At 56.5% G+C, this 18,867-nt stretch carries 16 protein-coding genes; 8 read left to right on the plus strand and 8 right to left on the minus strand.

The genetic code is table 11. The annotated features are described in order from the left end of the window. Positions 1 to 225 precede the first annotated feature (225 nt). The 4 genes from ACUZ79_RS13340 to ACUZ79_RS13355 all read left to right on the plus strand — a co-directional run bounded on the left by ACUZ79_RS13340 (position 226) and on the right by ACUZ79_RS13355 (position 3,122). Positions 226 to 1,041, plus strand: coding sequence for an ABC transporter ATP-binding protein (locus ACUZ79_RS13340; RefSeq protein WP_240824940.1), 816 nt, complete (start codon positions 226 to 228; stop codon positions 1,039 to 1,041). Positions 1,042 to 1,187: 146 nt separating this feature from the next. Next, entirely contained in the window at positions 1,188 to 1,640 is a 453-nt protein-coding gene (gene mlaD, locus ACUZ79_RS13345; protein ID WP_240824939.1) for an outer membrane lipid asymmetry maintenance protein MlaD, read from the plus strand. 2 nt (positions 1,641 to 1,642) lie between these two features. Then, positions 1,643 to 2,287: a Tgt2/MlaC family protein gene (locus ACUZ79_RS13350; protein WP_240824938.1), complete on the plus strand. Its 645-nt coding sequence runs from the start codon at positions 1,643 to 1,645 to the stop codon at positions 2,285 to 2,287. After that, positions 2,277 to 3,122: an MlaA family lipoprotein gene (locus tag ACUZ79_RS13355; protein ID WP_449251885.1), complete on the plus strand. Its 846-nt coding sequence runs from the start codon at positions 2,277 to 2,279 to the stop codon at positions 3,120 to 3,122. Before ACUZ79_RS13350 ends, ACUZ79_RS13355 begins: the two co-directional genes overlap by 11 nt. 650 nt (positions 3,123 to 3,772) lie before the next feature. Here the strand turns inward: ACUZ79_RS13355 and ACUZ79_RS13360 are convergent. Continuing rightward, the gene (locus ACUZ79_RS13360) at positions 3,773 to 4,099 is read right to left on the minus strand and encodes a hypothetical protein (protein ID WP_449251886.1); all 327 of its coding nucleotides are present in this window, start codon (positions 4,097 to 4,099) and stop codon (positions 3,773 to 3,775) included. Here ACUZ79_RS13360 and ACUZ79_RS13365 point away from each other — a divergent pair. The 3 genes from ACUZ79_RS13365 (at position 4,098) to ACUZ79_RS13375 (ending at position 9,399) form a co-directional block, all read left to right on the plus strand. Next, on the plus strand, positions 4,098 to 5,087 hold the full coding sequence (locus ACUZ79_RS13365; RefSeq protein WP_449251887.1) for an ABC transporter ATP-binding protein: 990 nt from the start codon (positions 4,098 to 4,100) through the stop codon (positions 5,085 to 5,087). The two genes, ACUZ79_RS13360 and ACUZ79_RS13365, sit on opposite strands and share 2 nt — an antisense overlap. 412 nt (positions 5,088 to 5,499) lie before the next feature. Next, positions 5,500 to 7,257 carry a HAMP domain-containing methyl-accepting chemotaxis protein gene (locus tag ACUZ79_RS13370; protein ID WP_449251888.1) on the plus strand — a complete coding sequence of 586 codons (1,758 nt, stop codon included), beginning with the start codon at positions 5,500 to 5,502 and terminating at the stop codon, positions 7,255 to 7,257. A 384-nt stretch (positions 7,258 to 7,641) separates the two neighbouring features. Then, complete coding sequence (locus tag ACUZ79_RS13375; RefSeq protein ID WP_449251889.1) at positions 7,642 to 9,399, plus strand: HAMP domain-containing methyl-accepting chemotaxis protein; 1,758 nt, start codon at positions 7,642 to 7,644, stop codon at positions 9,397 to 9,399. A 79-nt stretch (positions 9,400 to 9,478) separates the two neighbouring features. On the opposite strand, the gene ACUZ79_RS13380 is transcribed toward ACUZ79_RS13375, so the two are convergent. Then, on the minus strand, positions 9,479 to 10,486 hold the full coding sequence (locus tag ACUZ79_RS13380) for a DMT family transporter (protein ID WP_449251890.1): 1,008 nt from the start codon (positions 10,484 to 10,486) through the stop codon (positions 9,479 to 9,481). Between the two features lie 109 nt (positions 10,487 to 10,595). Between ACUZ79_RS13380 and pdxR the strand changes: the two genes are divergently transcribed. Beyond that, entirely contained in the window at positions 10,596 to 12,047 is a 1,452-nt protein-coding gene (gene pdxR, locus ACUZ79_RS13385; protein ID WP_449251891.1) for a MocR-like pyridoxine biosynthesis transcription factor PdxR, read from the plus strand. A gap of 146 nt (positions 12,048 to 12,193) precedes the next feature. Here the strand turns inward: pdxR and ACUZ79_RS13390 are convergent, their stop codons facing one another. From ACUZ79_RS13390 to ACUZ79_RS13415, 6 genes are all read right to left on the minus strand, one after another. After that, the gene (locus ACUZ79_RS13390) at positions 12,194 to 13,993 is read right to left on the minus strand and encodes a methyl-accepting chemotaxis protein (RefSeq protein ID WP_449251892.1); all 1,800 of its coding nucleotides are present in this window, start codon (positions 13,991 to 13,993) and stop codon (positions 12,194 to 12,196) included. A gap of 555 nt (positions 13,994 to 14,548) precedes the next feature. Continuing rightward, positions 14,549 to 15,550 (minus strand): ketol-acid reductoisomerase, encoded by a 1,002-nt coding sequence (gene ilvC / locus ACUZ79_RS13395; protein WP_240824929.1) that lies wholly within the window; start codon positions 15,548 to 15,550, stop codon positions 14,549 to 14,551. Between the two features lie 346 nt (positions 15,551 to 15,896). Beyond that, positions 15,897 to 16,385, minus strand: coding sequence for an acetolactate synthase small subunit (gene ilvN / locus ACUZ79_RS13400; RefSeq protein ID WP_022659634.1), 489 nt, complete (start codon positions 16,383 to 16,385; stop codon positions 15,897 to 15,899). 11 nt (positions 16,386 to 16,396) lie between these two features. Next, positions 16,397 to 18,088, minus strand: coding sequence for a biosynthetic-type acetolactate synthase large subunit (gene ilvB, locus ACUZ79_RS13405; protein WP_449251893.1), 1,692 nt, complete (start codon positions 18,086 to 18,088; stop codon positions 16,397 to 16,399). Between the two features lie 25 nt (positions 18,089 to 18,113). Further along, complete coding sequence (locus ACUZ79_RS13410; protein ID WP_240824927.1) at positions 18,114 to 18,341, minus strand: DUF465 domain-containing protein; 228 nt, start codon at positions 18,339 to 18,341, stop codon at positions 18,114 to 18,116. 211 nt (positions 18,342 to 18,552) lie between these two features. Continuing rightward, positions 18,553 to 18,855, minus strand: a complete 303-nt coding sequence (locus tag ACUZ79_RS13415) for a YggT family protein (protein WP_240824926.1) — start codon at positions 18,853 to 18,855, stop codon at positions 18,553 to 18,555. Positions 18,856 to 18,867: the final 12 nt, after the last annotated feature.

Consider the following 18,867-nt stretch of genomic DNA (forward strand, 5'->3'; position numbering starts at 1 on the left):
GTTATGCTGCAAAAGCGCCAGAAGGCCCGCAGGCCATCCACCTGCTGGCGGCGCTTCGACATCAAGGCATTCTCACGTTGAAATACTTGCTTGCGAGCGATACGGGGTCGCCTGACAAATATTTTTCAACGGAAATTTTACAAAAAAATGTGCGGAGCAGAGACATACCTTCAATGATAATCTGCTCCAATCGATAATCCATATCAGAGGCGACAGGCGGTATTCATGCAGGCATGGGACATTGAATTTCGGGATCTCAGCGTGGGCTACGGCGAGCATGTGGTTCTGCGCGATGTCAACGCGGTGCTCCCGGGCGGCAAGGTTTCTGTAATTCTTGGCGGTTCCGGCTGTGGCAAGTCCACCCTGCTGCGCCATATCATCGGCCTTTCGCGCCCGCAGGCTGGCCATGTGCTCATAGGCGACAAAGACCTCTTTGCCCTGCCGCAAAAAGAATTTCGGCGCATGCGCCGCAACATGGGCGTGCTGTTTCAGGACGGCGCGCTGCTGGGCGCTCTGTCGCTGGTGCAAAACGTCACGCTGCCCCTCACGGAGCATCTGAATCTCCCCAAGAAGCTTGTCCGCGAGGCTGGCCTGCGCGTGCTGCGCATGGTGGGTCTTGAGGATTTTGCCGATTTTTATCCCAACCAGCTTTCCGGCGGCATGCGCAAACGCGCGGGCCTTGCGCGGGCCATTGTGGCCGAACCGCGCATTCTGCTGTGCGATGAGCCAACCTCCGGTCTTGACCCCATCACCGCTGCCCGTATGGACGAACTGCTGCTTGCCATGCGCAAGCAATATACCGACATGTCAGTGGTTGTGGTCAGCCACGACCTTGCCAGCCTGAGGGCCATTGCCGACCATGTTCTGGTACTGGGCGAAGGCCGCGCGCTTTTTTCCGGTTCGCTGGCCGAGCTTGAAGCAAGCGATGACCCATATCTGCGCCAATTTTTGTTGCGTGAACCCGGCGACACGCAGGCCGCCATGGGCGAAGCGCCAGATCCGGCGGTGCGGCAGGCCCTTGACCGCTGGCTGGCATCATAAAAACTGCGCCTCTGTATAATAAAAATTGCGATAACCTGGCGATTCGCGATTACCTACTCAACAGTAGGGCTTGAAACTTTGTCATGGCGCACTTATACTGAGATTTGATCTTATTGCCGAATTATCTGTGGAGCTACCTGAACCTTATGAGTACTGTTCGTGAAACCGCTGTGGGCCTTTTTGTCCTGTTCGGCCTTGTATGCGTTGCCTACCTGACCATCAAGCTGGGCAAGATGGAAGTTTTCAGCCAGCAGGGCTTTGAACTTTCTGCCAACTTTGATTCTGTTTCCGGCCTGCGGGTCGGGGCGGATATTGAAATGGCCGGGGTGCCGGTGGGACGCGTGGTAAGCATTGGTCTTGACCCGGACCCGGTGCGCAATCAGGCAGTGGTGCGCCTGCGGCTCGACAAAGACCTGAAACTTTCGGAAGACAGCATCGCCTCCATCCGCACCAGTGGCCTCATTGGCGACAAATATGTCAGCCTTTCGCGCGGAGGTTCGGAGCATGTCCTTGCGGCTGGCGACACAATTACTGAAACGGAATCCGCCGTTGACCTCGGTTCCCTCATCGGCAAGTACGCCTTCGGAGGAGTCAAATAACAATGACCATTCATGCGACCACACGCCATATAGCCGCAGGCTTTCTGCTTGCGCTGCTGACAGTTGCCCTGTTGCCCGGCGCGGCCAGTGCAAGTTCTCCTGCACAACTGGCGCTGGAAACTTCCATCAGCCGCATCCTCGGCTCCATCAAGAACCCCGACTACGTCAATCCTGCCACGCGCGGCCCGCTGCGCCAGCAGATTGAAGATGAAGTCCTGCACATATTTGATTTCAAAGAATTTTCTTCGCGCACGGTGGGGCCGCGCTGGAGCACATTCAGCCCGGCGCAGCAACAGCAGTTCAGCGATGCCTTTGCAGAACTGCTCCTGAATACCTACCTGAGCAAGATTGACGGATACAATGGCGAGCAGGTGGTGTACACTGGCGAGGTTTCGTCCCCCAAGGGCGACCGCACCGAAGTGCGCACAATCATCACCATGAAGGACTCGAAAAAAGTCCCCGTTGCTTACCGCATGCTCCCCAAAAACGGATCATGGCTTGTTTATGACGTGCTGATTGAAAATATCAGCCTGGTCAAAAACTATCGCACCCAGTTTCAGGACATTCTGAACACCGGCAGCCCTGACCAGCTTATTGCCAAGGTCAAGGCCAAGGCGCAGGAGGTCCGGCAGGGCAATGGCCAGTAACTACTCATCAACACTGCCAGGGCATCTCTATGTGCCCGGCTTTCTGCTGGCCGCACTGCTTTGCTTGTGGCATGCGCCAGCCAGTGCGGCCCCCAGTCAGGCGCCTGCGCCCTCCACTGTGTACGGCAAAGCGCCCCAGCTGCAGCCTGGGGCCATCACAGTAACGCCCTACGGGACAATGAATGCAGACAGTACCCTGGACGACTACGACAATGAGCCGATCCAGAGTATTTCCGACCCCATTGAACCGTGGAACAGGTTCTGGTTCCATTTCAATGATATTTTCTTTCTCTATGTTGCCAAGCCCGCCTACACAGCATGGGAAGCAGTTACGCCGCACCAGTTGCGCTCCGGGTTGAAAAATTTCTTTTCCAACCTTCTGTTCCCTGTGCGTTTTGTGAACAACATTCTGCAGTTCCGCTTTTTTGAAGCGGGGGTGGAATTTGGGCGTTTTGTCATCAACACCACTTCCAGCGCGGGCTTTGCCGACGTGGCAAAAGGACACAAAACCATTGTGCCCGTTGATCCCACAGGCGAAGACTTTGGTCAGACTCTTGGACGCTGGGGCCTTGGGCATGGTTTCTATATTGTCTGGCCCATCATTGGCCCAAGCTCCGCGCGCGACACTGTAGGCCGTGCTGGCGATCTGTTTGCCGACCCGCTGTTCTACCTGCAACCCACGGAATTGAGCCTTGGGATTGGCGGCGGCCTGCGGTTCAACGCCCTTGGAGATGTGCTGCCCCTGTATGAAGACCTGAACACCGTGGCTGTTGACCCCTACATAGCCATGCGCGAGGCCTATGTGAACTTCCGCAAGGCGCAGGTATTGCACTAGACCTTGCCCTGTAAGCCAGAATGCAAGCCCCCGGCGGAAACCATATAGTTTCTGAGCCGGGGGCTTTTTACGTTTTGGGATATATTTTGGGCGTAGATGCGGCGCGTTTTCGGCCGATCTGTACGATACTATTTTTTTCTGCCCTTCGGGCGCAATTTTCCGCCTTCCGGCGGGGTTTGGGACGCCTGTGCGGCGCGCAGCAAGGCGGGGCCGGTTATGGGGCTACGCCCCCTTCTCGGCCCCCCTTGCATCCCCCCCGAAGCACCCCCTTGAGTTTTCAGCTTCCACAAACCGGCGAGGGCAACGCGGCCATAGCTGCGGGAGCTTCCCTCGCTCGCTGCACTCGCTCAGGTGATCTCCCTCCGCGCCGCGTTTATGCCAGAGAACATTTCCGCTCCGAATGGAATTCCGCTTCAGCCAACTACCATTGATTTTATTGCTGCCAGAGAATGAGCCTTGTACCTTTTTAGTTGCTCTGAATATTCTGGCAGCACTACGCGTGGATAAATTCTGATAGCAAACAAAGACATGCACCACTTCGACAAGGTGCATGTGATACTGACAAGTTTCATTCAGCCATGACCAAAGGAATACCTTACGAGTCAGAAAAATTTGTACTCCATCAGGAGCTGGTCGTTGTGTTGCCTTCCTTAAACTCGCCGGAGCGAATGCGAAGGCGATGGCTGGTGTTGGGCGAATTTGCAAAATACGCGTTTTGCGGCCTGAAAAGGAAGCGCCGGGATTTTGAGCGCAGCGTACTCAAGTACGTGAGCATCAAAATCCCGGCGCTGACGCATTCCGGGCGCAAAAGTCGGGTTTGCGTAAATCAGCCTGACAGGCTCACCCACCCCGCAAAAAACATCTCCCCTTATTTGCCTTTTCTTTCCCGTCCTGCCTTCCATTACCTTCCCCTCTGCCGCAGCACCCCAGGCCCCAAGACTTTTTTTTGCCAGCACCTTCTGGTAGGCTCCGCCCATGAACAATCCGTCCACCCAAGCCTCAAGCCCCCTGCTGCAACTGGAAAACCTCTCTGTGACCTTTGCAACCGCAGACGGCCCGCTGCCCGCCGTGCGCAGCGTAAACATCTGTCTGCATGAGGGCGAAACAGTTTGCCTCGTTGGTGAATCCGGCTGCGGTAAAAGTCTCACGGCCAAAGCCATTTTGCAGCTCACCCCGCCCAACGCGGTGCTTGACGGGCGTATTCTGCTGCACGGTCAGAATCTGCTTGAGCTTTCAGAAAAAGAAATGCGCTCCGTGCGCGGTCGTCAGGTGGGCATGATCTTTCAGGAGCCCATGACCTCTCTCAACCCGGTGCTCAAAATTGGCGATCAGGTGGCGGAACCTTTGCGACTGCATCAGGGCATGAACCGCTCAAAAGCCCGGGAGGCTGCCATAGAGCTGCTGACGGAAGTGGGCATCCCCGCGCCGCAGAGTCGCTATGACGATTACCCGCATCAGCTCTCGGGCGGCATGCGTCAGCGCGTCATGATCGCCATGGCTTTGTCGTGCAGACCTGCCCTGCTGCTGGCTGATGAGCCAACCACTGCGCTGGACGCTACCATTCAGGGCCAGATTCTGCGTCTGCTGGCGGCCCGCTGCCGCGAGCGCAGCATGGCCGTACTGCTGATTACCCACGATCTCGGCGTAGCCGCCCAGATGGCGGATACGGTGGGCGTTATGTACGCCGGGCGTCTGGTAGAATGCGCCCCGGCCCAGGAGCTGTTCGCTGACCCGCGCCATCCCTACACTCAAGGATTGCTGCACGCTGCGCCCAGCGCCCGTTCACGCGGCCTTGAGCGCCTGCCAACCATACCAGGCACAGTTCCATCCCTTGCCAAGATGCCTACGGGGTGTCCATTCCACCCCCGCTGCAAGTCAGCCCTTGCGCGTTGCGCCGCCGAAATGCCGCCCACAGCTGCCAGCGGCGCACACAGCACGGCCTGCTGGCTGGTCGGCCAGCTATAGCGATAGCCCCTCGCGGGCAAGCATCACGCCCAGCCATTGCAGCAGACCACCTTGCGCAGATATATTGCCTCTGCTATAAACTTATTTTCCAGTTCTCCGTAAATTCAGACAGTGGCTCTGTCCGGCTCATTCCTGCTGCCGCGCCATGCCGCATCTGATTGCTCCCCCCATCGCGTTGCCCCCTACTGGCAACGTTTGGCAATCGGACTTCTGAATTTCGGCGTATTCAAGCATTCCGCCAGACTGTCAGTTTCTGGGCCGCCCCCCTACGGCCCACCAGAGCATTTCGTGGCGCGGATTTTCAGAATCCGCGTGAACAGACAAACTTGTTCAAGTTCATCTGCTCTATGCTGTCAACAGCGCTGCCCTGGGCAAACAGGGCAGTTTCAGCTGAACGTGGAGGATGCCTCACATGAAACTAGGCGCAAAACTTGTGCTCTCTTTCGGCAGTCTCATCGCTGTCATTCTGGTGTCTTCTGCCGTCACCATGCACAACGTGGGCGAAATGAACGGCAAGGTGCGCGAGATTGACGAGGCATGGCTGCCTTCTGTCACTGCCATCCAGTCTATGAATGTGCAGCTCAATTCGCTCCGCGCCGATCTTGCGTCAATAATGTCGCAAACCTACGCCGACGAGATCCGCAAGTACGAAAAAAATCTTCAGGATTCCATGGATTCCATCCAACGTGATCAGGCTGCCTATCTGCAACTGCGCAGCGCCACCCCCGGCATGGATAGTGAGGAAGGCAAGGCCCTTATGGCCCGCATTGCCGACCTTTCCTTGCAGGAAAGCAAGGCGCGCGAAGGCATCATCAAGGGGGTGCTGGACGGACGGCGCGGCGTGGCAAACGTGGCCTTTGACAAAAAATACCGCCCAGTGTTTCAGGAACTTGGCGAAACCTATGGCAAAGTCGTACATATGAACATCACAGGCAGCAAGCTTGCGGCCCAAAGCGCCACCGATGCAGGGCAAAAAACCCGCAACATGTCCATTGCCATCACTCTGGCTGCCGTTATCATCAGCACCTGCATTACCTGGCTGCTCACGCGTTCTGTGGGGCGGCAACTGGGCAAAGACCCCGGCGAACTGGCCGTCATAGCCCGCCGGGTTGCCAACGGCGATTACGATATTGACGATGGCAGTGCCAAAACCGGCGTGTATGCAGACATGGTTTCCATGGCGCAGACGCTTAAGGAAAACATGGCAAGGGCGCACCAGGAATCGGAAAATGCCAGGCAAAGCGCCCAGCGGGCAGAAGAAGCCCTGCGGCAGGCGGAGGCAGCAAGCGTTGAAGCCCAGCGCAAAGCCGAAGCAATGAGCGCCGCTTCTGAGGGTCTTCAGCAGGTTGCGCAGGTTGTGAGCGACGCTTCAACGCGACTGGCAGCGCACATTGAGCAGTCTGACAAGGGAGCATGCGAAACGTCGCTCAGGCTGACGGAGGCCGCCAGCGCCATTCAGCAGATGAACAAAACCGTACTTCAGGTGGCGCAGAACGCCGCAGCCGCCAATGCCGCCTCGCTGGAAACGCGCCAAAAAGCCGAGCAAGGCGCGGAAATCGTCAAGCGCTCCCTGCACAGCATCAGCGAGGTGCACCATGTTTCGCTGGCGACCAAGAACGATATGGCGCAGCTCCGGGAACATACGCAAAATATCAACCGCATCATGAACGTTATTTCGGATATTGCCGACCAGACCAACCTGCTTGCCCTTAATGCCGCTATTGAAGCCGCCCGAGCTGGCGATGCCGGGCGCGGTTTTGCCGTGGTCGCTGATGAGGTGCGCAAACTGGCGGAAAAAACAATGAATTCCACGCATGACGTGGCCAACGCCATCACAGCCATTCAGGACAGTGCCGCAAAGAGCATGGATTCTGTGGATAACGTTGCCCTTCAGATCGAGCAGGCCAATGATTTTGCCCAGCAATCCGGGCAAGCGCTGACAGATATCGTTGTGATGGTGGAATCCACCTCTGATCAGGTTACCGCCATCTCTTCTGCCAGCGAGGAGCAGTCTGCCGCCAGCGATCAGGTCACAAGCGTTATTGACCAGATCAACGGCATGTCCCGTCAAACAGCCTCTGCCATGCGTGCAGCCACTGAAGCTGTGGAAGATCTGGCGGCCCAGGCCAACGGGCTTTCGGGCCTTATTGCGCAGATGCGCGCCCAGTAGTTTTTTCAGGGCATCCCTGGATGTCTGCAACATTCGTTGCAAAAACGCCGACCTCCGGGTCGGCGTTTTTGTTTGCTGTGTCATCCTGGGAGTCTGATCAACTGCCATTATACTTTAGGAGCGAGGCGGCAGAGGCCATAACCAACCTTTCCGCCCAGGCCAGCAACCTCATGCAATTGGCAGAAGCCATGAATCACGATTGATCCCAGCTTGCGACGGCATCCCCCACACACTGCATGGCACGTACAAAGCGGTGGTTCAAAAAAACCACCGCTTTGTTGTATATTTTGTCCTTCATGCCATTGAAAAAATTTAGCACGCTCTTTGCATATGTTATACATTCATCGCAAGTGTCTGTAGCACAAACCCAGGAGGTGAAAGCTTATGCGACTGATTGTAAAACTTGGATTATCATTCTTTTTCATTACACTTGTTCTGCTTGCGATGAGTGGCATGTCGATCAAAAACATTTCTGCAATGAATAAAAGATTCATTGAAATAGATACATCGTTACTCCCATCGCTCATAGAACTTCAGGAAATGCATCTGAAATTCTGGATTATTCGCTCTGACGTATTGGCGCTTATTTCACAAACATCGCCAGCAGAGATCGAACGCTATTCCTCCAACATCACCAGCACGATGGATTCAATCAGGGAAAATCATGATAGATATTTTTCCATTGTGGGTGAATCCGAAGACCAGCATCATGCAGCGGCAAAGGAACTGATAGAAAAAATTGATGCAATTTCTCGCAAGCTCAACACTGTACGCAAAGAAATCCTTGCATTTGTGCAATGTGAAGAACGCGGAGAGGCAATAAACATATTTGAAAAGAAATACACGCCCTTATTCAACAGCATTGAGCCACTCTATGAAGAACTGATGGCACTTACCAAGTCAGACAGCAAACAGGTGTCTGCCGATGCCGTTGCCTCAGGCGAAAGCGCCGTTAAAGGCGCATATGCGCTCAGTGCTGCCGCCGTATTTTTCAGCATCATCGTTTCTCTTGCACTTTCGCGCTCCATAAAGCATCAACTTGGCAAAGACCCCGGCGAACTCCAGGCAGTGGCAAGCCGTGTTGCCGCCGGAGACTACGACATTCATGACGCAAATAGCGACAGCATCGGCGTGTACGCTTCCATAGTCGCCATGGTGCTGGCGCTGAAAACCCACATCGAAAGTGCTCAACGCGAATCGCTGGTGGCTCGGGAGCAATCCGCCAAGGCAACCGAAGCATTGCGCCAGACGGAAACCGCCAATATAGAAGCCCAAAACAAAAGCGAATCTCTGCGGATGGCCGCCGCCAGGCTTCAGGAGGTGGCCCGGATAGTGAGTGCAGCCACCGCGCGCCTGGCCGCGCAGATTGAACAGTCAGATAAAGGCGCGCAAGAGACATCGGCCCGACTGGGCGAGGCGGCCTCTGCCATGCAGCAGATGAATGCCACTGTGCAGGAAGTGGCGCGCAACGCGTCCGTTGCCTCGCAGGCCTCCACAGAAACCCGCGCCAAGGCGGAAAACGGCTCAGAAATCGTCAAGCGTTCACTGCGCAGCATTGATCAGGTGCATCAGGCATCCATGACACTCAAGGACGACATGGCCCAACTGCACGGACACACCCAAAACATCAACCGCATCATGGGCGTTATTTCAGACATAGCCGACCAGACCAACCTGCTTGCGCTCAATGCCGCCATTGAAGCTGCCCGAGCTGGCGATGCCGGGCGCGGTTTTGCCGTGGTGGCGGATGAAGTGCGCAAACTGGCGGAAAAAACCATGGCCTCCACCCATGACGTTGCCAACGCCATCAAGGCCATCCAGTCCAGCGCTACCCAGAGCATGGATTCTGTGGACAAGGCCGCAAGGCAGATTGAAGAAGCCAATACCTACGCCAGCCAGTCTGGTGCGGCCCTGACCGATATTGTGGCCACGGTTGAGGGCACGGCGGACCAGGTCAATGCCATTGCCGCCGCAAGCGAGCAGCAGTCTGCCGCCAGCGATGAAGTAAGCCGCGCCATAACCCAGATAAGCGAAATGTCGCGTCAGACCTCTGCCGCCATGCGCGAAGCGGCAGATGCCGTGGCCGAACTGGCAGGGCAGACCCAAAATCTTATGGATCTCATGTCCAGCATGCAACAGTAGCACAAAAGAAGGGGCTGTTCCGTCAGGACAATGCGAGTCTCTGCCGGAAAAGCCCCATCGGCCCGAAATATTTTTTTTTCTACGGCTCTTCCGCCACGGCAGGCTTGCACCGCCTGCCCAGCCAGCGGGCGATCACAGGGGGCAGCCAGCCAGCGCCCTTTTGTCCGGCCCCGGCAACGCAATCCTTGCTTGGCGTATACTGCCTTTTGACAATATAGACGCCCACCAGCACAACCCCTATGCCCATAACTTCCAGCCCAGACAATTTCTCTGAAAATATGGCCCACGAGTACACAGCTGCAATGGCAGGCTGGCAAAGGCATATCACCGAAGAAAGATTGACGCTGAGCTTGCCCTGACAATGCGTGAGCATGTTATGCCCTATTACCTGCACGCAGAGCGTAAGAGCCAGTATGGGCCACAGATCATCCCAACTTCGCGGAATCTGCAAACCCTCCACACCCCACGAGGCAAAAAACAGGCCCACAAGCCCGCCAACGGCGCTGCCAAGCATGATGACGCTGCTTTCCATCCTGTCGCGCAGGCGGTAGGCAATGAGCAGAAATCCCGCGTAAAAAAAGGCCGCAGCCAGTGCCAGAAAATCACCAAAATAGTTGCCCGGCACAGGGCTGGCCTTGCCCCCCACCAATAGCACCACCCCGGCAAGGGTAACAGCCGCGCCGGGAATGAACAGCTTCGGCAGCCGCTCGTGAAACAGAAAATATGAGACCGGAATAACCGTGAACGGCGTCAGATTGGTGAGCAGGTTGGCATTGGCAACCGTTGTATAGCTGAATGCCGTGTTCCACAGGGCCACATCGCCCGCCAGAAACAGGCCGGATAACAGCAGCAGGACGACATCCCTGCCGCTGAGCCGCCCAAGCCTGCCATAGGCCAACGGCCAGAGCAGCGGGATAGAAAAAAGCATGCGGTACATGCCCGTATTGATGGGCGACAGACCGCTCTGGCGCACAAAGATACCCCCGGTGGCCAAAAAGGCCACTGCCAGCACCGCCAGCAGAACATATTTTGTGCCGTTCCCCCGCCGCATTCCGCCCTGCGGCGCAGTATCGTCTTGCGTGGACATGGAGCCCCCCATCCTTTTATTGTGTTTGCTGCCCCCTTTGATACAGTGGGCATGGCACCATCAAAAGTGCCACATGATACATATTTTATGGTGCCACCTGGGGGCAGACATGATCAGCACGGGCAAGAACGGCTCCGGGCCGCTGTATTTGCAGATATACAGCCAGTTGAAGCAGGATATTGCCTGCGGCGCGCTTGCAGAGGGCACGATCCTGACCGGCAGCAGGACGCTGGCATCCATGCTGGGGGTCAGCCGCAATACTGTGGACAATGCCTATAGTCAACTGGTGGCGGAGGGCTATATAGCCGCCCGCACGGGGCTAGGATTTGTGGTGCAGCATGTTCCCATCATTGATGCCCCAGCCGCGCCAACAGGGCACACAGCGCCACAACCTGCGCAGCGCCCCGCGCAGCCAGAAATTTATGCCCAAAGGCAGGCGCAGATTCACGGGCAGCCCCTGGTTTACGACCTGACAAACAGCAGCCACACGGTTGACCTTTTTCCCAAAAGCCTCTGGAAAAAATACACCTTTGAATGCCTTGAGATGCTGGAGAGAGAAGAAAAAATTTCTGCCTTGCAGGTCATGCAGGGCGAACCCTACCTGCGCAAAAACCTGCTGGCCTACCTCAAACGCATTCGCGGCGTGAACTGCACGGAAGACCAGATCGTCATAACCTGCGGTTTGCAGCAGTCGCTGGAATATCTGTGCAAAATAGCAGCCCGGCACGGGCAAAAAATTCTGATGGAAGAACCCGGCTTCAACAAGGCGGCCGCTGTATTCCGCAACAACCACCTGCCCATTGAGACCGTACCCGTGGATGAAAACGGCCTGAAAGTGGCCGACCTGCCCCACAGGCCGCAGGCCTTTGCCATCTATACCACGCCATCCCACCAGTTCCCCACCGGTGTCACGCTCCCCATCGGGCGCAGACATGCCCTGTTGCGCTGGGCGCAGAGCAACAACGTCTACGTGCTTGAAGACGACTTTGACAGCGAGATGCGCTACTATTCCAAGCCCATTCCTTCGCTGCAGTCCATAGATTCGGAAGCGCGGGTCATCTATCTTGGCACATTTTCCAAGGGCATATCCCCTTCCATCCGCATGGGGTACATGATTCTGCCGCCGCAGCTTGCCACCGCTTTTCGCGAAATGTTTGACGAATACAACAGCACCGTCCCCGTACTGAACCAGTATATCATTGGTCGCCTGCTCGAAACCGGCCAGTACGACAGGCATATCCGCCGTCTGAGCCATGTGTTCAAAAACCGCCTTGAGCTGTTCATTCAGGAATTTTCCCGTCTTGGATCGGGCCTGCGCATTACAGGCAACGGAACGGGCCAGTATTTTCTTTTGCGTTTTTCTGCCGGTATTGATCAGAAATTGCTCATAAAAAAAGCCCTGGAGCAGGGGGTGCGGGTCTACCCCACCATGCAGTTCTGGCAGGACAAGGCCGACTGCCCGCCCGACACGCTGTTTCTGGGGTTTGGCAAAATTCGCCTTGAAGACATACCAGATTGCGTGACGCGGCTTAAAACGGCCTGGGCGGAATGGCTGCATTGAGAGGAGCAAATAGCCGCCAGCACCAGGAGGACCAGAGAGGACGACCCGCAGAATACTTCCAGAAGGCTTCCGCACCCTGAATGCAAAAGGGCCTCTGCACGGTTTTGCACCGCACAGAGACCCGCAGTGTTACAATGAGACAGCCCCTAGTTTTTCATATCCACAATCAGATCGGCCAGCCCCCTGGTCTGAACTGCCAGATCAGCCACGGCCTTTTGGGCTTCGTCCATGGCCTCCGCCGTCTGGTGGGCGACCTTTGTGGCATCATCAATTGAATGGTTGATTTCTTCGCTGGCAGCAGACTGTTGCCCGCTGGCTTCGGCAATGGCGTTCACCTGGTTGGCGGTGGCTTCTACAGTAGCCACGATTTCTTCCAGAGCCTTGCCCGACTGATTGGCAAAATCCGTGGCCTGCTCCACTTGCCCCACAGCCTTGTCCATGTCCGAAACGCTCTTGGCCGTGCTTTCCTGGATGGCCTTGATGGCGTTGCCCACATCCTGGGTTGAGGCGAGGGTTTTTTCCGCCAGCTTGCGCACTTCATCCGCCACCACGGCAAAGCCGCGCCCGGCATCGCCCGCTCGGGCAGCTTCAATGGCGGCATTGAGCGCAAGCAGGTTGGTCTGGTCGGCAATATCCGAAATAACGCCCATGATGCGCGTAATGGCCTGTGAATGGTCGTTAAGCTCGGCCATGCCATCCCTGAGCCGCAACGAGACCTCGTGCACATGACCAATGCTCTGCACGGCCTTTTCCACAATGCCCGCTCCGCTCAGAGCGCGCTCACGTGTCTGGCTGGCCGCGTCAGATGCGGTTGCGGCGCTGAGCGCCACCTCCTGCACGCTGGCGTTCATCTGGTTCATGGCTGTTGCGGCCTCTGCAAGCATCTGGGCGGAATGCACAGCCCCTTTGTCCGACTGCTCTATCTGGGCCGAAAGCTGGGTAGAGGCAGTGCTCACAGCCTGGGCAACCCGCTCCAGCCTTTCCGCAGCCTGGAGCATGGCCGCGGCTTTGTCCTTTGCCTTGAGCTCGGCTTCGAGAGCCTCCGCCTGCGCCTGCTGGGCTTCACTGGCGGCCTTACCAGCAAGACGGCTCTGCTCCTCGGCCTGACCGATAAACTCCTTGAGCTTCACAACCATTGCGCTCAAGGCCTGTTGCAGGGTCGCCACTTCATCGCGCCCTGTTGTTTCAAATTCTTCATCAAGATTGCCTTGCGCCACGGCGCGAGCATGCCGGGTTATGCCCGCAAGAGGGCGAGTTATGGACACGACCATAGCATAAGAAAGCGGGCAGACCACCAGCAACAGTATCGCCAAAAAAACACCGCCATAGATTGCCAGCTGGCTGTGCAGGATGGAGCGCATGGTGGTGATGAGGCGACTTTCGGCCTTGTCCACATTGTCGATATACACGCCCGTGCCAATCCAGAAGGGCGTGCCCGCGATAGCTTCCGCATAGCCCAGCTTGAACACGTCGCCAGAGCCGGGCTTTGGAAACACAAAATCCACAAACCCGCCGCCGCGCTGCGCGGCCTTGTACAGTTCACTAACATAGTGAACGCCCCTGCTGTCAGCGGTTGAAGCCAGATCCTTGCCGATCAGTTGCTTCTGCAAGGGATGGGCCGCGCTGAGCGTGCCCTTGTACACATAAAAATACCCGGAGCTGTCATCCTCAAACCGGGCGCTGTCCACATACTGCGCAATGATGCGCAACTGCTCGGCCTCGGACTGGCCTTGCGTCAAGGCCGCCAGACCAAGCGCCTGGGAGTGCGTGATATCCTTGATGCGCGCCCTTTGGGAGTCGAGCAGCATTTCTTTGGCAAGTGCCGTGCCGTCAGCAATGACGCCTTCCGTCATGCGCACGGACAGGCCCGCGATGGAAATAATCAGAGCGATCATGATGATGACAAAAAAGATAATTCGCTGACTGATGCTGAAATTTCTGAGCACGTCTTAATCTCCTGAAAAATCAAGGTGCAAACCGACACGCCGAAAAGCCGCACCAACCCTCCTGCGCAAGCACGCGCTGTTGCAGCGGGCGCGGAACGCAAAAAAGTACAGCGCGGACACAATGCCAGAGCAGGTCATACCAGCGTAACTGGCTACGTAAATGGGCGGTCGCAAGGCAAAGGCGGGAAGCAATGCACACATGATAAAACCAAAAGCGGAAAGGCCATGCCCGTAAAATACGGCACACCGAGGCAGCCCGCAGGATGCTCCGGCGCATGGAAGACAACAACTTTATATACAAGCTGTATGGCCTGATTGTGGCAAACAGTAACTATTTTTGCAACATGCAGAAGTCGATAAAATTGATCAATTTACTATGGCAATATCCCCTGTCAGCCTAGAATCATGTCGGCTGCGTCCCAATCCTCTACGGGCAGGCTCCATGAAGGACATCGGCTTTGTTATTTTTCAGCGGATAAAAAAATGGGGCTTCTCACGGAAATACCGCGAAAAGCCCCAACAAAACGCTTTCAGCCTGCGGCTGAAACAGCGGAACTAGTCTTTCTTGTCCTTCTTGAGCCAGGACATCATGCCGCGCAGTTCCTTGCCCACCTTTTCGATCTGGTGTTCAGATTCGTTGCGGCGGGTGGTGAGGAACATGGGGTACTTGGCGCGGGCTTCAAGAATGAAGTTGCGCGCAAACACGCCGCTCTGGATGTCCTTGAGCACGCCCTTCATTTCCTTTTTCACCGTTTCGGTGATCAGGCGGGGGCCGGTGACGTAGTCGCCGTATTCAGCGGTGTTGCTGATGGAGTAACGCATGCGGGAAAGGCCGCCCTCGTACATGAGGTCAACGATGAGCTTCATTTCGTGCATGCATTCAAAGTACGCCATTTCGGGCTGATAACCGGCTTCCACGAGGGTTTCAAAACCGGCCTTGATCAGGGCGGAAACGCCGCCGCAAAGCACGGCCTGTTCACCGAAGAGGTCGGTTTCCGTTTCTTCACGGAAGGAGGTTTCAATAACGCCGGAGCGAGCGCCGCCGATGCCCTTGGCATAGGCCAGAGCAATCTTGAGGGCTTCGCCGGTGGCGTCCTGATGAATGGCCACGAGGCAGGGCACGCCACCGCCTTCAGTGAAGGTGCGGCGCACCAGATGGCCGGGGCCCTTGGGGGCGATGAGGAACACGTCCACATCCTTGGGCGGCTGGATCTGGCTGAAATGGATGTTGAAGCCGTGGGCGAACAACAGGGCCTTGCCCTTGGTCAGGTGGGGCTTCACGTCGTTTTCGTACACGGCGGCCTGCACTTCGTCAGGCAGCAGAATCATGATCAGGTCGGCCTGAGCGGCGGCCTCGGAAGCAGACACGGGGGTGAAGCCGTGTTCCTTGGCCAACTCGTAGTTGGCGCCGCCGGGGCGCTGACCCACCACAACCTTGACGCCGGAATCACGCAGATTCTGGGCATGGGCATGGCCCTGACTGCCATAACCGATGATGGCCACGGTCTTGTTTTTCAAACAATTAAGGTCTGCATCCTGATCGTAATAAACTTTCATCTGAACATCCTCTGAGATCACTCACGGTTAGACAAAAAAAATACATTCCTTCCCGCCCTTGCGGCAAGGACAGAGGGGGGCCGACTGGATACGGCGGGCAAGGCCGCCTGTGGGACGCTTTGCCAATGACCCGGGCTGGTTTGAATGGATATACGCACCACCCCGACCTCATGCGCGCTGTCAAGGAGACCTTGTGGGCCATTGACACGCTCACGGGCTAACGCTCCTGTAATCTCGCGGCGCATGGCCGCGCGACCGGGTTCTTTACGCGCAGGGGCAGCCATGCCTCGTGGGGTGTCTTGTGTCAAACACCCCGGCAAAAGGCTGTCCTTCGCGTCCCGGAACCCTAATCCGTTTTCTTGGAACGACGCATGGCAACTGCGCCTGTGCGCGCCAGTTCCTTGATTCCAAACCGTTGCAACAGGCTGATGATGGCGTCCAGCTTGTTCTGGTCGCCAGTGGCCTCAATGGTCATTTCATTGGGGCTGACATCAACCACCTTGCAGCGGAATATTTCAACAGTTCGCAGAATTTCGCCCCGCATGGGGCCTTCTGCCTGCACCTTAACAAAGATCATTTCGCGTGCCACAGCGGGAATATCCGCAAAATCCACCACCTTGATGACCGAAACAATCTTGTGGAGCTGCTTCATGATCTGCTCCAGAATAAGACTGTCGCCATCGGTGGTGATGGTCATGTGCGAAACGCCCTCTTCCAGAGCCGGAGCCACATTGAGGGAATGGATATTGAAGCCGCGCCCGCTGAACAGGCCAGCCACGCGGGAAAGCACACCGGGTTCGTTTTCCACCAGCACGGAAAGCACATGTCGTTGCATAGCCATCTCCCTTACACCAGCAACATTTCATCAAGCGCCGCACCAGCGGGCACGATGGGGTACACGTTTTCTTCGCGCTCTACTACCACGTCAATAAAGGCAGGGTTGGGCGAAGCAAGGGCCTTTTCAAGCACGGCCCGCATGTCATCAGCCTTTTCAATGCGATAGCCTTCGGCCCCGTAGGCCTCGGCCAGCTTCACAAAGTCGGGCTGGGCTTCCATGTTGGTGGAACTGTAGTTGTTGTTGTAAAAGAGCTCCTGCCACTGGCGCACCATGCCCAGATAGCGGTTGTTCAGAATGACGACCTTGATAGGCAGCTTGTTGGCCACTACGGTTGCCAGCTCCTGAATGTTCATCTGCAGCGAGGCGTCGCCTGCCACAGCAATGACCTTTTTATCCGGAAAGGCAAACTGCGCCCCCACCGAAGCGGGAAAACCGTAGCCCATGGTGCCGAGGCCACCGCTGGTCAGCAGGGTGCGCGGCTTGGTGAACGAATAAAACTGGGCCACCCACATCTGGTGCTGTCCCACCTCGGTGGCGATGATGGCATCGCCGCCGGTGATGTCGTAAAGAGCTTCAATGACCGACTGCGGTTTGATGTTGCCGTTGCACTGGTAACACAGGGGCTTGCTTGCCTTCCACTCGGCCACGGCGGCAATCCAGGCGGCATGTTCACCCGCCCAGTCCTTGTTTTCCAGCTTGGCATCGCAGATTTCGGCAATGCCTTCCAGCGCCAGGCGGCAATCGCCAACCACAGGCACATGCACCTCCACATTCTTGCGAATGGACGTGGGGTCAATGTCGATGTGCACAATGCGGGCCTTGGGCGCAAAGGCCGCCAGCTTGCCGGTAACGCGGTCGTCAAAGCGCGCGCCCACGCACATCAGCACATCGCAGTTATTGATGGCAAGGTTGGCCGCGTAGGTGCCGTGCATGCCCACCATGCCCAGCCACAGGGGGTCTGTGGCCGGAAAAGACCCAAGCCCCATGAGGGTGCAGGTAACAGGGATGTTCAGCTTGCGCGCAAGCCCGGTAAGGGCCTCCGCACCGTTGGACAGAATAACCCCGCCGCCCGCCAGAATCACCGGACGCTCGGCCTTTGCCAGTTCTTCCACCGAGCGGCGCAACTGGTTCAGGTTGGGCTTGTAAGTGGGGTTGTAGCTGCGCATGTAGACGTCTTCAGGCCAGACAAATTCAGCCCGCTTCTGCATGACGTCCTTGGGCAGGTCCACCAGCACCGGGCCGGGGCGGCCCGAACGTGCAAGGTAAAAGGCCTGACGGATGGTCAACGCCAGTTTACTGATATCCTTGACCAGGAAATTATGTTTGGTGCAGGGCCGGGTGATGCCCACGATATCCACTTCCTGAAAGGCATCGTTGCCGATCAGCTGGGTGGGCACCTGCCCGGTGAACACCACCAGAGGAATGGAATCAGAGTAGGCTGTGGCTATGCCCGTGACCGTATTGGTAGCTCCAGGCCCCGAGGTGACCAGGCATACGCCGGTCTTGCCCGAGGCACGGGCATAGCCGTCAGCCGCGTGCACAGCTCCTTGCTCGTGCCGTACCAGCACATGGCGTAGCTCGGGATGTCGCGGTAGTTCATCATAAATATCAATGACCGCACCGCCCGGATAACCGAACAGCACATCCACGCCCTCTCGCTTCATGGACTCAAGGAGAATCTGCGCACCAGTACATTCCATGTCCGACTCCTTAAAAAAAGCCCGGCTATCCTTGTTTCTTCAGACGATCAAGAACGGCCATGAGCTGGGTTTTTCCTTCGAGCTTCTGCTTTTTCAATTGCTTGAGCGTCTGCTCTTCAGTGGGCGAACGAAAGGCCTTGCCTTCGAGCTTTTCCACCTGTTTTTCGTAGAGCACGTGATCTTCCCAAAGGGATTTCAGCTCCGGATCAGTGGCAGCGTACTTTTCCAGCAGTTCCAGTTCTTGCTGATCCATAAGAAATCTCCATTGTTAGATGTTCATAGGCTTTTGCCTGCGCATCAACTGAGGCTTTTGCTCAAGGGGATCAGCCCGCCTGTGCCGCTGCGCCGATGTGGCTTTGTGCAGCGCGGCTACAGGTTATATGGGCTTGTTCTCCTGGCGCGGATTCTCAGACATCCGCATGGAGCATGTGTAAAAAATCAGTCCTCCGGCGGTGCCAGTTCTTTTAATGAAGCGTCATCGCGTACTGGGCCAGCGAGGTAATGACAATTCTGTTAAACAGCTCAATGGCCAGCAGCACCACCACAGGCGAAAAATCCATGCCGCTTGAATAGGTGAACGGCAACCATTTGCGCACACGGTAAAACACAGGCTCCGTAAGCGTGCGCAGGGTGCGCACAATAGGATTGTACGGATCGGGGCGCACCCACGTGAGCACAGCCGCGATAATGACAATCCAGAAATACAGACTAAGCAGAGACCCGAGCACCAGGGCAATAGCGCTCATGGTATTGGCAACAACAATCATGCGCCCTCCAGC

The sequence above is a fragment of the Desulfovibrio faecalis genome (assembly GCF_053570625.1).